The organism is Achromobacter sp. JD-1 (assembly GCF_038594925.1).
In the GTDB taxonomy this organism is placed as follows: domain Bacteria; phylum Pseudomonadota; class Gammaproteobacteria; order Burkholderiales; family Burkholderiaceae_B; genus Achromobacter; species Achromobacter spanius_C.
Genome location: NZ_JBCGCS010000009.1, coordinates 197,042 through 215,074, shown reverse-complemented (window position 1 = coordinate 215,074; position 18,033 = coordinate 197,042). Strand labels below are relative to the sequence as shown.

15 protein-coding genes are annotated in these 18,033 nt (G+C 66.1%); 5 read left to right on the top strand and 10 right to left on the bottom strand.

Translation table 11 applies throughout. From position 1 onward, the window contains the following. Positions 1 to 171 precede the first annotated feature (171 nt). Positions 172 to 1,257, top strand: coding sequence for an EAL domain-containing protein (locus WBR68_RS16385; protein WP_198158166.1), 1,086 nt, complete (start codon positions 172 to 174; stop codon positions 1,255 to 1,257). Positions 1,258 to 1,287: 30 nt separating this feature from the next. Here WBR68_RS16385 and WBR68_RS16380 read toward each other — a convergent pair whose 3' ends face one another. Next, positions 1,288 to 2,250, bottom strand: a complete 963-nt coding sequence (locus WBR68_RS16380; protein ID WP_050446854.1) for a LysR family transcriptional regulator — start codon at positions 2,248 to 2,250, stop codon at positions 1,288 to 1,290. Positions 2,251 to 2,348: 98 nt separating this feature from the next. On the opposite strand from WBR68_RS16380, the gene WBR68_RS16375 reads away from it, so the two are divergent. Then, entirely contained in the window at positions 2,349 to 3,563 is a 1,215-nt protein-coding gene (locus WBR68_RS16375; protein WP_230694747.1) for an MFS transporter, read from the top strand. Here WBR68_RS16375 and WBR68_RS16370 read toward each other — a convergent pair. Next, the gene (locus WBR68_RS16370) at positions 3,547 to 4,440 is read right to left on the bottom strand and encodes a DUF4261 domain-containing protein (protein WP_050449927.1); all 894 of its coding nucleotides are present in this window, start codon (positions 4,438 to 4,440) and stop codon (positions 3,547 to 3,549) included. The two genes, WBR68_RS16375 and WBR68_RS16370, sit on opposite strands and share 17 nt — an antisense overlap. Positions 4,441 to 4,528: 88 nt before the next feature. Continuing rightward, entirely contained in the window at positions 4,529 to 5,443 is a 915-nt protein-coding gene (locus WBR68_RS16365) for a LysR substrate-binding domain-containing protein (RefSeq protein WP_050449928.1), read from the bottom strand. Between the two features lie 124 nt (positions 5,444 to 5,567). On the opposite strand from WBR68_RS16365, the gene dkgB reads away from it, so the two are divergent. Then, the gene (gene dkgB / locus WBR68_RS16360) at positions 5,568 to 6,371 is read left to right on the top strand and encodes a 2,5-didehydrogluconate reductase DkgB (RefSeq protein WP_230694746.1); all 804 of its coding nucleotides are present in this window, start codon (positions 5,568 to 5,570) and stop codon (positions 6,369 to 6,371) included. On the opposite strand, the gene WBR68_RS16355 is transcribed toward dkgB, so the two are convergent. The 7 genes from WBR68_RS16355 to WBR68_RS16325 are packed head-to-tail and all read right to left on the bottom strand — an operon-like array spanning position 6,337 to position 14,856. After that, a complete protein-coding gene (locus WBR68_RS16355) occupies positions 6,337 to 7,791 on the bottom strand; it encodes an amidase (protein ID WP_230694745.1) in 1,455 nt (484 codons plus the stop codon). The genes dkgB and WBR68_RS16355 overlap by 35 nt on opposite strands. Continuing rightward, on the bottom strand, positions 7,788 to 8,801 hold the full coding sequence (locus WBR68_RS16350) for an ABC transporter ATP-binding protein (RefSeq protein ID WP_050449932.1): 1,014 nt from the start codon (positions 8,799 to 8,801) through the stop codon (positions 7,788 to 7,790). Before WBR68_RS16350 ends, WBR68_RS16355 begins: the two co-directional genes overlap by 4 nt. After that, on the bottom strand, positions 8,798 to 9,871 hold the full coding sequence (locus tag WBR68_RS16345) for an ABC transporter ATP-binding protein (protein WP_050449933.1): 1,074 nt from the start codon (positions 9,869 to 9,871) through the stop codon (positions 8,798 to 8,800). The genes WBR68_RS16350 and WBR68_RS16345 overlap by 4 nt, the downstream gene beginning before the upstream one ends. Positions 9,872 to 9,880: 9 nt before the next feature. Continuing rightward, positions 9,881 to 10,783 carry an ABC transporter permease gene (locus tag WBR68_RS16340; RefSeq protein ID WP_050449934.1) on the bottom strand — a complete coding sequence of 301 codons (903 nt, stop codon included), beginning with the start codon at positions 10,781 to 10,783 and terminating at the stop codon, positions 9,881 to 9,883. Between the two features lie 19 nt (positions 10,784 to 10,802). Further along, entirely contained in the window at positions 10,803 to 11,738 is a 936-nt protein-coding gene (locus WBR68_RS16335) for an ABC transporter permease (RefSeq protein WP_050449935.1), read from the bottom strand. 34 nt (positions 11,739 to 11,772) lie between these two features. After that, positions 11,773 to 13,359: an ABC transporter substrate-binding protein gene (locus WBR68_RS16330; RefSeq protein WP_230694744.1), complete on the bottom strand. Its 1,587-nt coding sequence runs from the start codon at positions 13,357 to 13,359 to the stop codon at positions 11,773 to 11,775. A gap of 57 nt (positions 13,360 to 13,416) precedes the next feature. Then, positions 13,417 to 14,856, bottom strand: coding sequence for a M81 family metallopeptidase (locus WBR68_RS16325; protein WP_050449937.1), 1,440 nt, complete (start codon positions 14,854 to 14,856; stop codon positions 13,417 to 13,419). A gap of 415 nt (positions 14,857 to 15,271) precedes the next feature. Between WBR68_RS16325 and WBR68_RS16320 the strand changes: the two genes are divergently transcribed. Both WBR68_RS16320 and WBR68_RS16315 read left to right on the top strand, forming a co-directional pair. Beyond that, on the top strand, positions 15,272 to 16,519 hold the full coding sequence (locus tag WBR68_RS16320) for a D-amino acid dehydrogenase (protein ID WP_127183206.1): 1,248 nt from the start codon (positions 15,272 to 15,274) through the stop codon (positions 16,517 to 16,519). Positions 16,520 to 16,550: 31 nt separating this feature from the next. Next, the gene (locus tag WBR68_RS16315) at positions 16,551 to 17,993 is read left to right on the top strand and encodes a M81 family metallopeptidase (protein ID WP_230694743.1); all 1,443 of its coding nucleotides are present in this window, start codon (positions 16,551 to 16,553) and stop codon (positions 17,991 to 17,993) included. The last annotated feature ends 40 nt before the right edge of the window (positions 17,994 to 18,033 follow it).

Sequence of the window (18,033 nt, the reverse complement as noted above, 5' to 3'; positions counted from 1 at the left end):
TAACGATGCAACAAGCCAACGCTTCAGCGCGAATTAGTTAAGGCGTGTCGGCGCATGTCGGCACGGCCTTGCAACGGTGTCCGGATGGTCACGATGCGAGCTTTCATTCAAGCGCGGCATCCGTTTTTTTTGCCGCGAAATCCCGGACATCTTTTCGCCTGGTTCGCATCCATGACGACAATCTCTCAGCAGTTCCTGCGGCCCTTCCTGCCGTACTTTTCCTTGCTTATCCTGACCTGCGCCGTTTTGGGCGTGGCGGCGGGCGCGGTCACGCCCGCGTCCGACACGGACAGCGACAACGCCGCGGCGCGGCAGGTGTGGGACCTGTGGCTGCCCGCGCTGGGTGGCGTCTTCAGCGGGGTGCTGCTCTGTCTGCTGATCTACCGCTGGTCGATCGGGCCGCCCGGGGTACGCCGTCGATTGAAGCGTGCAATGCGGCGCGGCCATATTCATGTGGTGTATCAGCCGCTGGTGCAGATGTCCTCGGGCCGCATGGTCGGCGTCGAGGCCTTGGCGCGCTGGACGCACGAAACCCTGGGGCCCATCCCTCCCGAAACGTTTTTCGCCTGGGCGGAATCAAGCGGCCTGGGGCGCGAGTTGACGCGGCATGTCGTGCGCACCGCCTTGAGCGAGCTGCGCGGCAGGCTGCGCGAAGCCGACGGTATCTATGGCAGCATCAACGTCACGCCCCGCGATATCGAAGACGCTTCCTTTGTGACGTTCATGGTGAATACCGCGCGCGAGTTCGACATTCCGGTCGACAGGATCGTGCTTGAGATCACCGAGTCGCTGGCCTTCGTGGTGGAGGACCCGCGCACGCTGATCGCCCAGTATCTGCAAGCGGGATTCCGCGTGGTCATCGACGACTTCGGCGCGGGCTATGCCAACCTGAACAATCTGCTCACGTGGCGCGTCAACGGCCTGAAGCTGGACCGCACGCTGATCCGCTGGGTCAGCGCGAATGATTGGGCGGCCACGGTGTTGGACACGGTGTTCGAGATGACACGCCGTTTGAATATCTATGTGCTTGTCGAAGGTATCGAAACCGAAGAGCAGGCGCGCTACGTGTTGGAACGCGCGCCTGAAGCCACCGGCCAAGGCTGGCTGTACGGCCGCCCCTGCCGGGCCGAACTGCTGCGCGCCAATGCGCCCCTTGCCGTTGACGCGGCAGCCGCCGCGCAAACAAGCGCCGCCTTCTGTCCGGCCGCGCGGGCCGCGGCGGCGTATCGGCGACCCACCCGCCAGGCCGCCGGATGAGAACACCGCCCGCGACGCATCAGCGACACATCAGCCGCCCGCCAGCCCCAGCGGCAGGTGCTCGCGCATGATCTCGACAAAGCGGCGCAGCCGCGCCGGCTGAAACCGCGACGGCGCATACACCAGGGACACCGGCAGCGGGTCAGCGCGCCACTGCGGCGCCACATGCACCAAGCGGCCGGCGGCCAGATCGTCCTGCATGACCCATGCCGACCCCAGCGCCACGCCCAGTCCCAGCACGGCGGCCTTGCGCAACGCGTACAGCCCGTCGGTGGACAGGCGGGCATGAATGCCGAAGCGTTCTGTGGCGCCCGTTTCGCAATGCGTCAGGCTGACCTCGGTGCGATAGAACGTGCGCAGCGCCAGCCAGGGCAGGCAGGCCAGCGCGTCCGGATGTTGCGGCACGGGCGCCCCGCGCAACAGTTCGGGCGATGCGACAACGATGCGCGGCACTTCACCCAGCTTCACGGCGATCACCGACGGGTCCGTCACGGCGCCCACGCGAATGGCGCAATCCACGTTCTCGGCGATCAGGTCAGGCATGCGGTCATGCAGCAGCCATTCCACGCGCATCGCCGGGTACTGCTGCAAGTAGCGCGCCAGCGGCTCCACGAACTGGTCCTGGCCGAAGGCATGCGGGGCCACCACGCGCAAGGTGCCGATGGGTTCATCGCCCGCGCCGCGCACATCGCTTTCAAACGACTGCCAGGTAGCCAGCAGTTCCTTGGCGCGTTCATAACAGCGTTGCCCATCCTCGGTCAGCCGGATGGCGTGGGTGGACCGCTGCAACAGTCGCACGCCCATTGATCGTTCCAGCAATTGCAGGCGGCGGCTGACGGTGGGCTGCGTACCACCCAATTGCGCGGCGGCGGCCGACAAACTGCCGGCTTCGACGATACGCACGAACGTTTCAATCAGCAGCAGGCGGTCGGTGCCGGCGGTGGCGGCCGTGGTATTGGCGGCGGATGTGACAGTCTTGGCAGAGGTGCTCATACGCCAACCGTATAACCGATGTACCGCCGCGCCGGCTACCAAAACATGGTCCAGACGCCCAGAATCTGCCTCGTACACGAACCTACGGACACCTCATCATGTCATCCCACCCCGCCTCCGCCACGCTGTCTCGTGGCCTGGTCTTCCTTCTCGCGATCGGCGCCGGCCTGTCGGTTGCGTCCCTGTATTACAGCCAACCCATGCTGGGCGTGCTGGGCGCCGAGATCCACGCCAATGCCGAAACACTGGGCTGGATACCCACCCTGACCCAACTAGGCTATGCCTTCGGCATCTTGATGCTGGCGCCGCTGGGCGACCGTCACGACCGCAAGCGCATCATCCTGATCAAAGCCGCCGTGCTCAGCCTGGCGTTGCTGGCGGCCGCCCTGGCGCCATCCATCGGCGTGCTGCTGGCGGCAAGTTTCGTGGTGGGGGTGTCCGCCACCTTGGCGCAAGACATCGTGCCCGCCGCCGCGCATCTGGCGCCCGCCGAGCAACGCGGCAAGATCGTCGGCACCGTCATGACCGGCCTGCTGCTGGGCATTCTGCTGTCACGCGTGGTCAGCGGTTTCGTGGCCGAGCAATTCGGCTGGCGCGCCATGTTCGTGGCCGCCGCCGTCGCCATCGTGGCCTTGGGCGCGGCGCTGTGGCGCGGCCTGCCGCGCTTCGTGCCGACGGCTCAGTTGTCGTACGCGGCGTTGCTGGGTTCGCTGGCCACGCTGTGGCGCCAACACCCGGGTCTGCGCCGCGCGGCTACCGCGCAGGGCTTGCTGTCGCTGGGGTTCAGCGCGTTCTGGTCGACGCTGGCGGTCATGCTGCACGGCGCGCCGTTTCACCTGGGCGCCGGTGCGGCGGGTGCGTTCGGCCTGGCGGGGGCCGCTGGCGCCTTGGCCGCGCCGCTGGCCGGCCGCGTGGCCGACACCCGTGGCCCGAAGGCCGTGGCCAGCCTGGGTGCGGGCCTGACCATGGTGTCGTTTGCCGCCATGATCTTCCTGCCGTTCCTGTCGCCGCACGCCGCGCTGTGGCTGATCGGCGGCGCCGCCATCGGCTTCGACCTGGGCATCCAGACCTCGCTGATCGCGCATCAAAGCATCGTCTATGGCATTGACCCGGCCGCCCGCAGCCGCCTGAACGCCATCCTGATGACTGGTGTGTTCATCGGCATGGCCGCTGGCGGCGCCCTGGGCAGCCTGGCGCTGGCGCATTGGGGCTGGACCGGCGTGACGGTGGTGGCAGCCGGCGCGGCAGCCCTGGCGTTGGGCCTGCGCGTGTGGCCGGCCGCTCGCGGCGGTGCGATTATTGCGGTGCGTTGATCTCGTCCGCCGTAATGATCTCGGCAACCAACACCTGCGCGGGACCGTCCAGGAAATACTCTTCCTGGGCGGGCTCACGCAGTTTCATATAGGCGTTTTCGCCGATCTGCATGGTGTGCCCGGCGGCCAGTTCCGCACCGCTTTCCAGCATGTAGCCCATGATGTTGTTGAACATGTTCGAGTAGTACTCGCCTTCATCATGGCCACGGGCCAGCGCCGCAAAATCGGGCAGGCCGAAGCAGTCGGCGCCATACGTGCGCATCCACACGCCCGCCACGCCTTCCACTTCATATTTCACAAAGCCGCAATACAGCATGGTGAGCGGCAGCGTGCGCAACAGATCCAGGCTTTCTTCACCCAGCGACTCGGCATCGAACACGCCGGCCGGCAGCGAGGTGTGCGCGTGTTCATTCAACACCGCCACGGCGCCGAATCCCGTTAGCGCACCGGCCACGGCGGCCAGCGCCACGTACTGCTCCAGCGGATCTTTTTCAAACCCTGCGTAGTACAGGATGATGTGGCTGGCATGCGCGCGGACTTCGTCCTTGACCGTGCCAGGGTAATGGGCCGGCGCCACGCAGGCTTCCAATGAATCCTTGGGATACGGCGCATCAAAACCCACCAGCCGCACCACGTGCTCGCCCCAGCCCGCCAGGCCCAGCACTTCCGGCATGTCGGGCGCGATTTCGACGCGGGCCTCGCTCATTGACGGGTGATACGCGCTCAACGCAGCCTTGAGGGTGTCCTCATTCAGCGCCAGTGGCGCGGCGAACAGCACCTGCAAGCTCAGCGGGTTTTCAATGGCGGGGTTGGCGGCCAGCGCGCGAGCGTCGGCGGATTCTTCCTTGCGGCCAAAGAAGCGGGAGAAGATGCTCATGGTTTTGGGGCTATCCAGAATTAAAACGGGGGCAGTATACGTTTGCCCCTGGTCGCGCCCGCTGCCATGTCTCGATTAGACACATCTCTCACCGTCCGGCCGGCTCCGAGAATCCATTGGGCCCCACCATTTCAACCACATAGTCGATGAACGATTTGATGCGTGATGAGATCGCGGTGTTGCGGTAGTACACCGCATTGATCGGCTGCCTGACATCTTGCGTGTGGCGCGGCAGCACTTGCTGCAAGGCGCCCGATTCACGGTCGGCTCGCGTCATGAAATCGGACAGGCAGACGATGCCCCCGGCATTCAGCGCCAACTGCCGCAGTGTCTCGCCGCTATGGGCGCGCACGCCCGGCTTGACGTGCAAGGCTTGGCCGTCGGTATCCAGCAACGGCCATTCGTTCAGCGCGTCCAGCTGGCTGAAGCCCAGCAGCGTGTGCGTGGCCAAGTCGGCCACGCGCTTGGGCGTTCCGTGTTGCGCCAGATAGGCCGGGCTGGCCAACACGCGCACACGGCTATGGCCCAGCAACACCGCGTGCAACGACGAGTCCTTCAGGCGCCCGATGCGGATGGCCAGGTCGGTGCGGCGTTCCAACAGATCGATATTGCCTTCGTTGCTGTTGAGCTCCAGTTCCACTTGCGGATAACGCTTGCGGTAGCCCGGCACCAGCGGCGCAATCACATGCAGCATGAACGGCGACGCGGCATCCACGCGCAACAGGCCGGCCGGCTGATTGCGCCGCACATTCATCAGGTCTTCGGTTTCTTCGACCGCCGCCACGATGCGCCGCACCTGTTCCAGATAGGCGCGGCCTTCTTCGGTCAGCTCCAGCCGGCGCGTGGTGCGCCGCATCAGCGTGGTTTGCAGCTTCTCTTCCAGCCGGCTCATCGTGCGGCTGGTGGCGGAAATGGTCTGGCCCAGCACGTCGGCGGCAGCGGTGATGGACCCGCTGTCCACCACCGCGATAAAGACCTGCATTTCGTCGAGTGTGGTTTTCATGTTTGACGTTATATCAAAAGTCTTTCGCCAATACAGGGCTTTTTCAGCAAGGATCAGGCGGGCACACTGCATGCATTCCCAGGCCATTGCCGCCTGGATCTTCACCCCCCATTCGGAGTTTTACATGAGCATTCCCGCTTTTGGCGTCGGCACCTTCCGCCTGCAAGGTCAGGTCGTCATTGATTCGGTGCGCAACGCGCTGGACGTCGGCTACCGCGCCATCGACACCGCGCAGATCTACGAAAACGAAGCCGACGTGGGGCAGGCCATCGCCGAATCCGGCGTGGCGCGCGCAGACCTGTTCATCACCACGAAGATCTGGGTGCCCAACATGGCGCAGGCCAAGCTTGTACCCAGCTTGAAAGACAGCCTGGCCAAGCTGCGCACCGACTACGTCGACCTGACCCTGATCCACTGGCCCGCACCCGGCAACGGCGTGTCGATCGCGGAATGCATGGGCGCGCTGGCCGAGGCCAAGTCGCAAGGCCTGACGCGCCAGATCGGTATCTCGAACTTCCCCATCGCCGAAACCCGTGCAGCCATCGCCGCCGTGGGCGCCGACGCCATCGCCACCAACCAGATCGAGCTCAGCCCCTATCTGCAAAACACCGCGCTGACCGCCTTCCTGAAGGAACAGGGCATCCACGTCACGTCTTACATGACGCTGGCCTACGGCAAGGTGCTGAAAGACCCGGTCATCCAGCAGATCGCCCAACGCCACAACGCCACGCCCGCGCAAGTGGCGCTGGCCTGGGCGCTGCAACTGGGCTATTCCGTGATTCCTTCATCGACAAAGCGCGACAACCTGGCCAGCAATTTGCTTGCCCAGCAACTGCGCTTGAGCGACGAGGATATGACGCGGATTGCCGCGTTGGAACGCAATGGGCGCGAAGTCAGTCCCGAAGGATTGGCGGCGAAGTGGGACTGAGCGGCTGCTGAGATAACCGCGCCAGCGCGCTGGCCGCGTCCAACAGCATCGGCTCGCTACCCGCCGGACCCAGCAAGTCCAGCCCGACCGGGATGCCGCTCTGCGTGAAGCCGATGGGCAGGCTCAAGGCCGGCAAACCGGTCACCGCCGCCAGCAGCCCATTGCCGCCGCGCTGCGGTTCGCCCAGCAACACCGGCGCGCCGCGCACGCTGGGATAGGCCAGCAGGTCCAGCGAGCCGGATGCCAATGCCGCCAGCACCTCGGCACGGATCGCCGCCGCGCGCCCTAGTACAGCCTGGCGCACGCTGCCGTCTGGGTCGCGCAGCGCCTCGCGCTCGCGCAGCAGGGTCATCACTTCCGGATGGGGGTAGGCGCCGTCCAGAATATCGGACAGGCTGCGGACAGGCAGGCCGGCGTCATGCAGGCAGCCCGCGAGCGCATCGCGAAATTCGTAGCCCGTGACGTTGGCCACCATCAAGCGCGCATCGTCCACGGGAAGATTCACGGATTGAATCCGCACCCCTTGCGTCTGCCAACGCGTCAAGACGGTTCGCGCGTGCGCTGAAACTTCGCGTTCGCCAGGATCGTCTCCAAAGAGCGAATCCAGCGTGCCGACGCGCCAGTCAGTGCCCGCTCGCGGCGCGGCCGGCGTTGCCCGGTCCGTGCCCGCCATCACCGACCACAACCGCGCCAGATCGTCCGCGCAGCGTGCCATCGGGCCCACGGTGTCCAGCGTGGGGGACAAGGGCACGACACCGGCCGTGCTGCAGCGCCCGGCTGTCGGGCGCAGGCCCAGCACCTGGTTGAACGCCGCCGGAATGCGGATTGAACCGCTGGTGTCGCTGCCGATCGCGGCCGCCGCGAAGCTTGCCGCCACCGCCACCGCGCTGCCGCCGCTGGAACCGCCCGGCACACGCGCGGCGTCATAGGCATTGCGGGTACGGCCGGACAAGGAAGACACGTTGGTGATGCCGCACGCCAGTTCATGCAGCGTGGTCTTGCCCAACACGATGGCGCCCGCCTGGCGCAGGCGCCGCACGACGTCGGCGTCCTGCGCCGGCCGCCGTTGCGCCAGCGCGCGCGATCCGGCCGTGGCCGGCATGCCGACAGCGTCGATGTTGTCCTTGATAAGAATCGGAACGCCATGCAGCAAACCCAACGGCGCGCCGTGCCGTCGCTGCGCATCGCAGACTTGGGCCTCGTCCTCGGCCCGCGGATTCAATGCCAGCACCGCGTTCAACACGGGACCGTGCTGGTCGTAGGCAGCAATGCGCGCCAGATACGCACGCACCAGGTCGACGGCGCTGAGTTTCCCCGCCGCCATCGCCGCCTGCAATGCCCCGATCGATTGGCCGAATACCGGATCGATATCCGTCGACGACGACGACAGGGGCCCCGCCAACAATGCAGGCGCGTTCATCGGAAGTGGCACGCCACCCATTGCTGCCCAGCGCCCGATGCCACGGGCCGTTCGGTCAGCGCCGGTTGCGTTTCACGGCAGATCGGTTGCGCCAGCGGACAGCGCGTATGGAAACGACAGCCACTGGGCGGATTCGCGGGACTGGGCGGATCGCCTTGCAGCAGTTTGCGTTGCGCCGGCTTGTGCGGGTTGGGCACCGGCACGGCCGACAGCAGGATCTCGGTGTACGGGTGCCTGGGTTGCGAAAACAAGGTGTCGCGGTCTGCCACTTCGACGATGCGGCCCAGGTACATCACCGCGACGCGATGGCTGATGTGCCGCACCACGGCCAGGTCGTGCGCCACGAACAAGTACGCGATGCCCATCTCTTGCTGCAAATCCATCAGCAGGTTGATCACCTGCGCCTGCACGGACACGTCCAGCGCCGACACGGGCTCATCGCATACGATCAGCTTGGGCCGCAGCGCCAAAGCCCGCGCAATACCAATGCGCTGCCGCTGCCCGCCCGAGAACTCGTGCGGAAACTTCTTCATGGATTCCGGGCGCAGGCCGACCTTGCTGAACAGCCAGGCCAGTTCGTCCACCCGGGCACGGGCGCCAGGCATCGGGTAGTTGCGCAGCGGTTCGCCGACGATGTCGCCCGCCGTCATACGCGGATTCAAGGACGCATAGGGGTCCTGGAAGATGATCTGCATGTCGCGCCGCCGGTCGCGCATTTGTTCCGGCCGCAACGACAGGATCTCTTCGCCTTCCAGCTTCACCGATCCGGCCGTCGGCTGGATCAGGCGCAGCACGGATTTGCCCGTCGTCGTCTTGCCGCAACCCGACTCGCCGACAAGCGCCAACGTTTCTCCGCGCGCCACATTGAACGACACGCCGTCCACCGCCTGGATGACCTTGCGGCGCGGCTGAAACCAGCCGCCCGCGCCGGGGTAGTGCATCTTCAGGTCGCGCACTTCCAGCAAAGGCGCGGTGGATGCCGATGCCGGCTGCTGCATAGGGGCGCTCATGCTTGAACTCCGGTCAGGTCGGCGCTGGACGCCGGAATGGAGGCGGCTTGCGGAGCTGGCTGCGCCGCCACGCGCGCCACCTCATGGCAAGCCACCACATGATCGTCGCCGTGCGTGGTCAGCTCCGGGGCCTCGACGCGGCAACGCTCGGTGGCATAGGTGCAGCGCGGCGCAAAACTACAGCCTTTGCCCAGTTCGCTGGGCGCGGGCACCATGCCGGGAATCTCGGCCAGGCGTTGCGTGGCCGCATTCATCGACGGCATCGAGCCCATCAGTGCCCGCGTGTACGGATGCAAAGGGCGGTCGAACAATTCGGCCACCGGCGCTTCCTCGACCTTGCGGCCCGCGTACATGACCGCCACGCGGTCGCAGCATTCGGCCACCACGCCCAGGTCGTGGGTGATCAGCACGATGCCCATGCCCAAGGTCTTTTGCAGGTTGCGCAGCAGGTCCACGATCTGCGCCTGGATGGTGACGTCCAGCGCCGTGGTGGGTTCATCCGCAATCAGCACCTCGGGGTTGCAGGCCAGCGCCAGCGCAATCATCACGCGCTGCCGCATGCCGCCCGACAACTGGTATGGATACTCGTGTACCCGGCGTTCGGGCTCGGCAATCTGCACCAGCCGCAGCATTTCCTCGGCGCGGCGGTAGGCGTCGCGACGGCTCAGTTTCTGGTGCACCATCACCGTCTCGGCAATCTGGCGCCCCACGGTCAGCACCGGATTCAGCGAGGTCATCGGTTCCTGAAAAATCATCGAGATGCGGTTGCCGCGAATCTGGCGCATCTGCTTTTCAGTCAGGCTGAGCAGGTCGGTGCCGCGATACCGGATCTGGCCGCCGGCAAAGCGTCCGGGCGGCGTCGGCACCAGACGCAGAATGGACAGCGCCGTCACGCTCTTGCCGCAACCGGACTCGCCGACCACGCCCAGCGTGCGACCGGCCCGCACTTGATACGACACGCCGTCCACCGACCGGACCGTGCCGGAAACGGTATCGAAGTACGTGCGCAGGTTGTCGACTTCCAGCAGCACGTCGCCAGGGGCGACGGCGTTGGCGGGGGATAGAGCCATGGCGTCCTCCTAGCGTTGGTTGGCCAGGCGCGGGTCCAGCGCATCGCGCAGGCCGTCGCCCATCAGGTTGATCGCCAGCACGGTGATGGCCAGCAAGATACCCGGGTACAGAATGGTGTAGAAGGCCACGGCCACGTAGTTGCGCGCATCGGCCATCATGTTTCCCCAACTGGGTACCTGGGCCGGCACGCCGACGCCCAGGAACGACAGCACCGCTTCGGTCAGCACGGCGGTGGCGGCGATGAAAGTCGCCTGCACGACCAGCGGCGTCACCATGTTGGGCAGCACATGCCGGCGCAGTATCACCGGCAGGCGCGTGCCAATGGCATGCGCCGCTTCCACATAGAGTTGTTCGCGCAGCGTCAAGGCCAGCGAACGCACCAGCCGCACCACGCGCGGCACCTGTGGAATGGCGATGGCGATGATCACGGTCGTGAGGCTGGCGCGTATCACCGCCATCAGCGCAATGGCCAGCAAGATGTCCGGGATGGCCATCATGCCGTCCATGATGCGCATGATGATGGCGTCGGCCCAGCGCACAAACCCGGCCAGCAGGCCCAGCACCACGCCCAGCAGGCTGGCCACCAGCGCCACGACGATCGCGACCACCAGCGACACCCGGCCGCCCCACACCACCCGGCTGAACACATCGCGGCCCATCGCATCGGTGCCGAAATAGTGTTCCGCCGACGGCGGCTTCAAGCGCTGCAGGGGGTTGATCGTGATGGGGTTGTGCGTGGCGATCCAGGGCGCGGCAATCGCCAGGGCCGCCACGATCAGCAGCAGCACCAGCCCAATGATCAGCGTGGGGTGTTTGCGTATCCAGCGCCAGCGCCGGCCCCCGGTCGTCAGCGCCTCATGCAGCAGGATGGGCGCGGCGGGCGCTTGAGTGGAAATCGAATTTTCTGACATGAATCTTTCCCGCGACGGCTCAATAACGGATACGCGGATCGAACAGCCGGTAGCTGAGATCGATCAACAGGTTGATCAGCACGTAGGCGCCGGCCGAGATCAGCAGCACGCTCTGGATCACGGGGTAGTCGTGGTGCTGAACGGCGTCGATGACCAGGCGGCCAATGCCCGGTATGGCGAACACCGTCTCGGTCACGACCACGCCGCCAATCAACAACGCAATGCCCACGCCCACCGTCGTGGCAATGGGAATGGCGGCGTTGCGCAGCGCGTGCTCCAGCACCGGCAATACGGCCAGGCCCTTGGCGCGCGCGGTGCGGATGTAGTCTTCGTGCAGCACTTCGACCACGGTGGCTCGCGTCATCCGCGTGATCAGCGCGATGTACACCAGCGCCAGGTTGATGCAGGGCAGGGTCAGGTTGCGCAACCACGGCCCGACGCCATTGGACAGGCTGACGTAGCCCTGCACCGGCAGCCATTGCAGCTTGACGGCAAAGCCATAGATCAGCAGATAACCCACCAGGAACACCGGCAAGGAAAACGCCAGCACCGCGAACAGCATGACCAGACGGTCGATCCAGGTGCCGGCGCGATAGGCCGCCAACACGCCCAGCGGCACCGCCACCAGAATGGATACCAGCATCGTGATGGCGGCGATCGACAAGGTCGGTTCCACGCGCTGCGACAGCAGTTGCGTCACGGGAACCTGCGTGAAGATCGACGTGCCCAGATCGCCCTGCAGCAACTTGCCGGCCCACAGCCCGAACTGCCGCCACAGCGGCTCGTCCAGGCCCAGCGCCGTGTGCAGCGTGGCGATGTCTTCCGCGGTGGCGAAGTCCCCGGCGATCAATGCCGCCGGGTCGCCGGGCGACAGGTGGATCAGCAGGAACACGATCACTGCCACCACCGCCATGACTGGCACGATGGCCAGCACGCGCCGAATGATGTAACCCATAGTTGTCTCGCGTATCGGTAGCGGCGGGCGCGGACTACTTGTCCAACACCCAAAGGTTGGGCAGGCTCCAGATCTTGTCCGTGTTCTTCAGGCTGTTGTGCGCGGCGAAGGCTCGCGAATATTGCCCAATCGAGATCACGGGGAAGACTTCGTAGACGCGCTCCTGGAACAGGTCCAGCACCCGCTTGCGTTCGTCGGAGGTGGTCGCGGAGATCCACTGCTGGCGCAATTCGTCCAGCTTCTTGTCGCACGGCCAGCCCGGCAGGCTGTTGCCGCACACCGCGCCCAGATAGGTGTTGCTGAGCGGCGAGTCGACGTTGAATTCAGAGGCGGCCGACAGGAAGATGTTCCAGCCGCCCTTGTCCAAGGGGGCTTTGCGCGCGCGACGCGCCGTCAGCGTGGCCCAGTCCATCGACTGGATGTCCAGGTTGACGCCAATATCCTGCAAGGCCTGGATGGCGACCAGGGTGGCGGAATTCAGGTAAGCCAGATCGGTGGGCAACAGGATGGCCAGCTTCTCGCCCTTGTAGCCCGCTTCGGCCAGCAGCTTCTTGGCCAGCGCCGGATCGGGCTTGGCATAGGGCGCCGCGCCCGCCGTGCTGTCGTTGGGGCCGCCGCAGATGAAGACCGTGGCGCAGTATTTCATGCGCAGGTCATCCGGGTAGCCCATGGCGGCGGTGAACTTGTCCTGATCGATCAGGTGCGCAATGGCCTGGCGCGCCTTCGGGTTGTCAAACGGCGGCATGGACTGGTTCAGGACGATGTAGCCTTGCGCGCGCTCCAGCACGCCGATCTTGACGTTCTTGTTGGCGCGCAACGCATCGATGTAGTCGGCGGGCGCCTGCTCGATCATGTCGACTTCGCCATTGGTCAGGGCGGCGGTTGCGCTGTTGGAGTCCGGCAGCACGCGCCATTCCACGCGGGCGATGTGCGGCGTCTTGTCGCCCGCCAGGCCATCGGCGGGTGCCTTGGGGCCGATGTAGTTCGGGTTCTTCTCGAACACGATCTTGCTGCCGGGCACCCACTCGTCGCGCTTGAACACGTAGGGGCCCGAGCCGACCACTTCGGTCAGCGGGCGGGTGGCGGGTTGCGACGCCAGGCGTTTTGGCAAGATGAAAGCAGGGTAGCTCGACACCTTGGCCAGACCATCCAGCACCAGGTCGAACGGTTGCGTCAGCGTCAGCGTGAAGCGGCTGTCGTCTTGCGCTTCCCACTTGCCGCCCGCGCGCGTGATGGCCTGCCCGATGTTGTCGCGGGCTGACCAGCGCTCCAGCGACGCAATCACGTCCGCCGTGGTCAGCGCCTGGCCATCGCTGAACTTCAGGCCGGGCCGCAGCGTGAAGGTCCAGGTCTTCTTGTCGGCGCTGGCCTCGTACTTTTCGACCATCTGCGGCTGCGGCTTGCTGTGCGTATCCATCGCGAACAGCGTGTCGTAAACCATATAGCCAAAATTGCGCGTGATGTAGGCGGTGGTGAACGTCGGGTCCAGCACCTTCAGGTCGGCGTGCGGAACGATACGCAGCGTCTTGGCTTGCGTTTGTGCCTGCGCGGGCGCGGCGCCCAAGGTGCAGGCAAGGCCAAGCGTGGCCATCGAGAACAGGCAAAGCAGGCGGTTTTTCATCGCACTAGGCTCCCATCAAATTGGTGGATTTGCCGGCGCATTTACGCCGGCAGGATCTTAAAGCGGCCACTTCGGCAGCCGGATGTTGCGATACGTCAGGGTCTTCCAATCGGGCGTGGCAACGCCCCGGCCGCCCACATAGATGATGTGGCGCGCCACCTGCGAGAACGAGGCATGGAAATGCTGAGCGGACTTGACCACGACAATCTTCCTGGCCGAGAGATCGCATCCCAACTGCGTGAACAGGTCCATGTTGATGGCCTGGTTGCGCACGGATGTCAGCACGATCTGGATGCCTTGCGCTTCAACCAGCGCACAGTCGCCCATCGGCGCGGGCGCGCCGGATAGCCCCGTCATGACGAGTTCCGCCTGCACCGCGAGGACGGTGCAGCGCAGATCAACAGGGTCGCCGGACAGCGGGCCAACCTTGCCGCCGATACGCAAGTCAAGTTCGGCGCCCACGCCCGCGTCGAACGCGATGCGCGCGGCGACTGGGTCCCACATCGGCCCAAGCGCCGCGTTGCTCACGCCGCGTTCCAGCATGCGGCGCAAGACGAAGGTCGCGTCGCCCGGTGCACCGCTGCCCGGGTTGTCGGGCCGGTCGGCCAGCACCACGGGGCCGCCGTCGAAGGCCAACGCTTCATCCAGCGCCTCGTCCACGCTGCGGTAAGGCACCATCAACTGCTCGCGCATGCCGATCAATTCATCAGCCAGCGTGCGCGCCAGGGCTTGCGCGGAAGCCGCGTCGCCATCGGCGTAGACCAGCACCTTGGTGCCCATCTCGGGTACGTCACCGGTTGCAAAGCCCTGCGCGGCGGACACCGACAGAATGCCGTCGCGGCCTTCCAGCGCTTTCATGCGGCTGACAAAGCCGCGCGCCGGTTCGCGCGTGGTGTGCATGGGCACGATCATCTCGCAATCCACCAACGCGGCGACGGGGCGCGTGCGGCCGGCCTGCGCATCCAGGCACAAGGCCAGCAGGTCTTCCGCGCGTTCGCGTATATCGGTGTGGGGATATTCCTTGAACAGCACCAGCACGGTGGCCTGCTCGACCATCAGTGGCGTCAGGTGCGCATGCGGATCCAGTTCGGCGCCCACGGTCACGTTGGGGCCGACCAGCTCGCGCACGCGGCGCAGCAGGTCGCCTTCGCAATCGTCATAGCCATCGGCGACCATCGCGCCATGCAGGCCCAGCAACACCATGTCGACCGGTAGCGCGGCGCGCAGGTCCGCCAGCAGTTCGTCGCGCAAGGTCTCGTAGGCGGCGCGCGTGGTGATGCCACCCGGCTGCGCGGATGTCACCAGCCCTTCGGCCAGCGTCCACCCCGCCTCGCGACCTTGCAGGCGCGCCACGTAGAGCGGCGCGCCTGCGAAGGTGACCGAATCGGGATGCGTGCCCGCCGGGTAGTAGTCGCGCTCTTGAAATGCCGCAAGGCTGGTGGGCATGGGCGCGAAGGTGTTGGTCTCGGTGCCCAGACCAGCGCTGAAGACCTTCATGGCTGCGCTCCCGGACAGGCTGGCGCAAGCGCCGCGGCACACGCGGCGTTCCGGTAAGACGTCATCATTTCCCCTTGTATAGGCCGGTTATCCGTCATCGCCATCCTGTTCAAGGCGGCGCTGCGTTCCGTAAGCGGATCATCGGCGGGGCACACTCGCGGCACAAATAGCTAACGTGCGCCTATGGATAACCCAAGGTTATGGTGTGCGTGTTTTTCCCGGTAAAAGCGGTTGAAAGCCGCGTTACGACGTTCGCGCTTTAGGGAAAACGATAGGGCGGCAATCAGCGAGCGACGGGGTGACACACGCGCGCCGCACACATATCGCAAGGTTATGGATGGCATGTGATTTGGAATTTGCCCGGCCTCATTGCGCGGCCCAGAATCGTGCCCAACCTGAACCTACGAGGCGAGTCATGCGGGTATGCGTAATTGGGGCGGGCGTGGTCGGCGTGACGACGGCGCACCTGTTGTCGCGGGCGGGGCACGACGTGGCGTTGGTGGACGAACGGGCGCAGCCGGCCATGGGCAGCAGCTTTGCCAACGGCGGGCAACTCAGCTACAGCTACGTGGCGCCGCTGGCCGGCCCCGGCGCCTTGGCCGACATGCCGGGCTGGATGTTCCGGCGCGATTCGCCGCTGCGTTTGCGCTATCGATTCGATCCGTCGCAATGGCTGTGGCTGGCGGGGTTTCTGCGAGCTTGCCGCGCATCGGTATCGCGCGCATCCACCGCCGAGCTGTTGTCCTTGTCCTACCTCAGCCGCGACACACTGCACGCGATGCTGGCGGATGCGCCCATGGATTTCGGCCTGTCGCGCACCGGCAAGCTGATTGTGTATCGCGATGCCGCGCAGCTGGACAAGGCTGCCGCGCTGGTGCGGTATCAAGCGGCGCATGGCACGGATCAACGCGTGCTCTCGCGCGACGAAACGCTGGCGGCCGAACCCGCGCTGGCGGGCATGGGTGCGCGCATCGCGGGCGCGGTCTACACGCCCGGCGAGGAAACCGCCGACTGCCATCGCTTTACGGATTCCCTGTTCCAACGGCTGCGTCAGGCCGGCAACGTGACGGTGCACATGGACACCCGCGTCAAGCGCCTGCGCCGCGAACGCGGCCGCATCGTCGCCGCGCAGACGGCGGCGGGCGATATTCAGGCCGACGCCTTTGTTGTCGCCTCGGGTATCGGCAGCCGGCCGCTGCTGGCGGCGCTGGGCCAGCGCGTACCGCTCTATCCGCTCAAGGGCTACAGCCTGAGCGTGCCGATCACGGCGGACACCACCGACGTGCCGACCATCAGCGTCACCGACTACGAGCGGCGCATCGTCTACGCGCGCCTGGGCAAGGTGCTGCGCATTGCCGCCATGGTCGACATCGGCGCCAAGCATGACGAAGTGGACGCCACGCGGCTGGACACGCTGCGGCGCCAGGTGGTCGAAGCATTTCCCCGCCTGGACTTGTCCCGCGCGCAGGCCTGGGCGGGCGTGCGGCCCGCCACGCCCACCAGCAAGCCGCTGATCGGCAAAAGCCGCGCCGCCGACAACCTGTGGCTGAACCTGGGCCAGGGCGCGCTGGGCTTCACGCTGGCCTGCGGCAGCGCCGCCTTGCTGACCGCGCAGATGACGGGCGGCGCCTTGCCCATCGACGCCGCCCCCTTCCAACCTTGACCGGGCGCCGCGCGCCTTTTGGAGCCGTCCCATGCGTATCTTCACCGGCGCACTCGCCACAGAAACCAACACGTTTTCGCCCTTGCCCACGGGCCTGGCGGCCTTCACGTCGCGCGAATACCTGCCGGCGGGTACGCACCCTGACCACATGACGTTCTACGGCGGGCCGTTATGGGTGGCGCGCGAGCGTGCCCAAGAATACGGCTGGACGGTGGTGGAAGGGCTGGTCGCGTCGGCGCAACCGGGCGGCATCACCACGCGCGCCGCCTACGAAACCCTGCGTGATGAACTGCTGGCGGACCTGCGCGCCGCGCTGCCGGTGGACATGGTGCTGCTGGGCCTGCACGGCGCCATGGTCGCCGATGGCTATGACGATTGCGAAGGCGACATCCTGCGCCGCGTGCGCGAGCTGGTCGGCCCCGATGTGACCGTGGGCGCAGAACTGGACCCGCATGCGCACCTGACGCCACTGATGGTGGAGCAGGCCACGGTGCTGGTGCTGTTCAAGGAGTATCCCCACATTGATGTGTACGAGCGCGCCTGCGAACTCGTCGACCTGTGCCGCGCGGCGCATCAGGGCCGGCAGCATCCCACGCCGGCGCTGGTGGATTGCGACATGGTGGTGCCCATGCACACCACGCGCGACCCCGCGCGCGCCTTTGTCAGCCGCATCAAGGCGCTGGAAAACCGCGATGGCATCTTGTCGATTTCGGTGGCGCAGGGTTTCGCCACCGGCGACGTACCGGAGATGGGCACCAAGGTGCTGGTCTACACCGATGGCGACGCTACCGCCGCGCAAGCGCTGGCGCGAACCCTGGCCGACGAACTGATCGGCATGCGCGAGCAATTGATGGTGCCCTACCGCGGCGTGGATGACGCGCTGGACGAAGCCCTGGCGTTCGGCCAGGGTCCGATTGTGCTGGCCGACCGGTCCGACAACCCCGGCAGCGGCGCGGCCGGCGACTCGACGTACATCCTGGCGCGCCTGCGCGAACGCGGCGTTCGCGGTGCCGCGCTGGGGCCGATGTGGGACCCCGTGGCCGCGCGCATCGCCTTCGACGCGGGGGTGGGCGCGGAACTGGACCTGCGCATTGGTGGCAAGATCGGCCCGCTGTCGGGCTCGCCCGTGGACGCGCGCTGCCGCGTGGTCGGCACGCACGCCAACATGATGATGACCGGCAACGCCGACACCCGCATCGCACTGGGCGACTGCGCGCTGGTCGATGCGGACGGCATTCTGATCGCGCTGGTGTCGCTGCGCACGCAGGCCTATCACACGGACCTCTTCACGCAGTTGGGCTGCGATCTGAAGGCGCAACGCCTCATCGTGGTGAAGTCGGCCCATCACTTCTACGCCCGCTACGCGCCGCTGGCCCACGCCGTGCTGTACGTTGCCGCGCCCGGTTCCGCCAGCCCGGATTGGCGCAGCCTGCCATACCGCAAGATCCGTTTGCCGAAGTGGCCGATCGGCTAGGCCCGTCCGTCACAATTTATTGACGGCGCTTGGCATACAG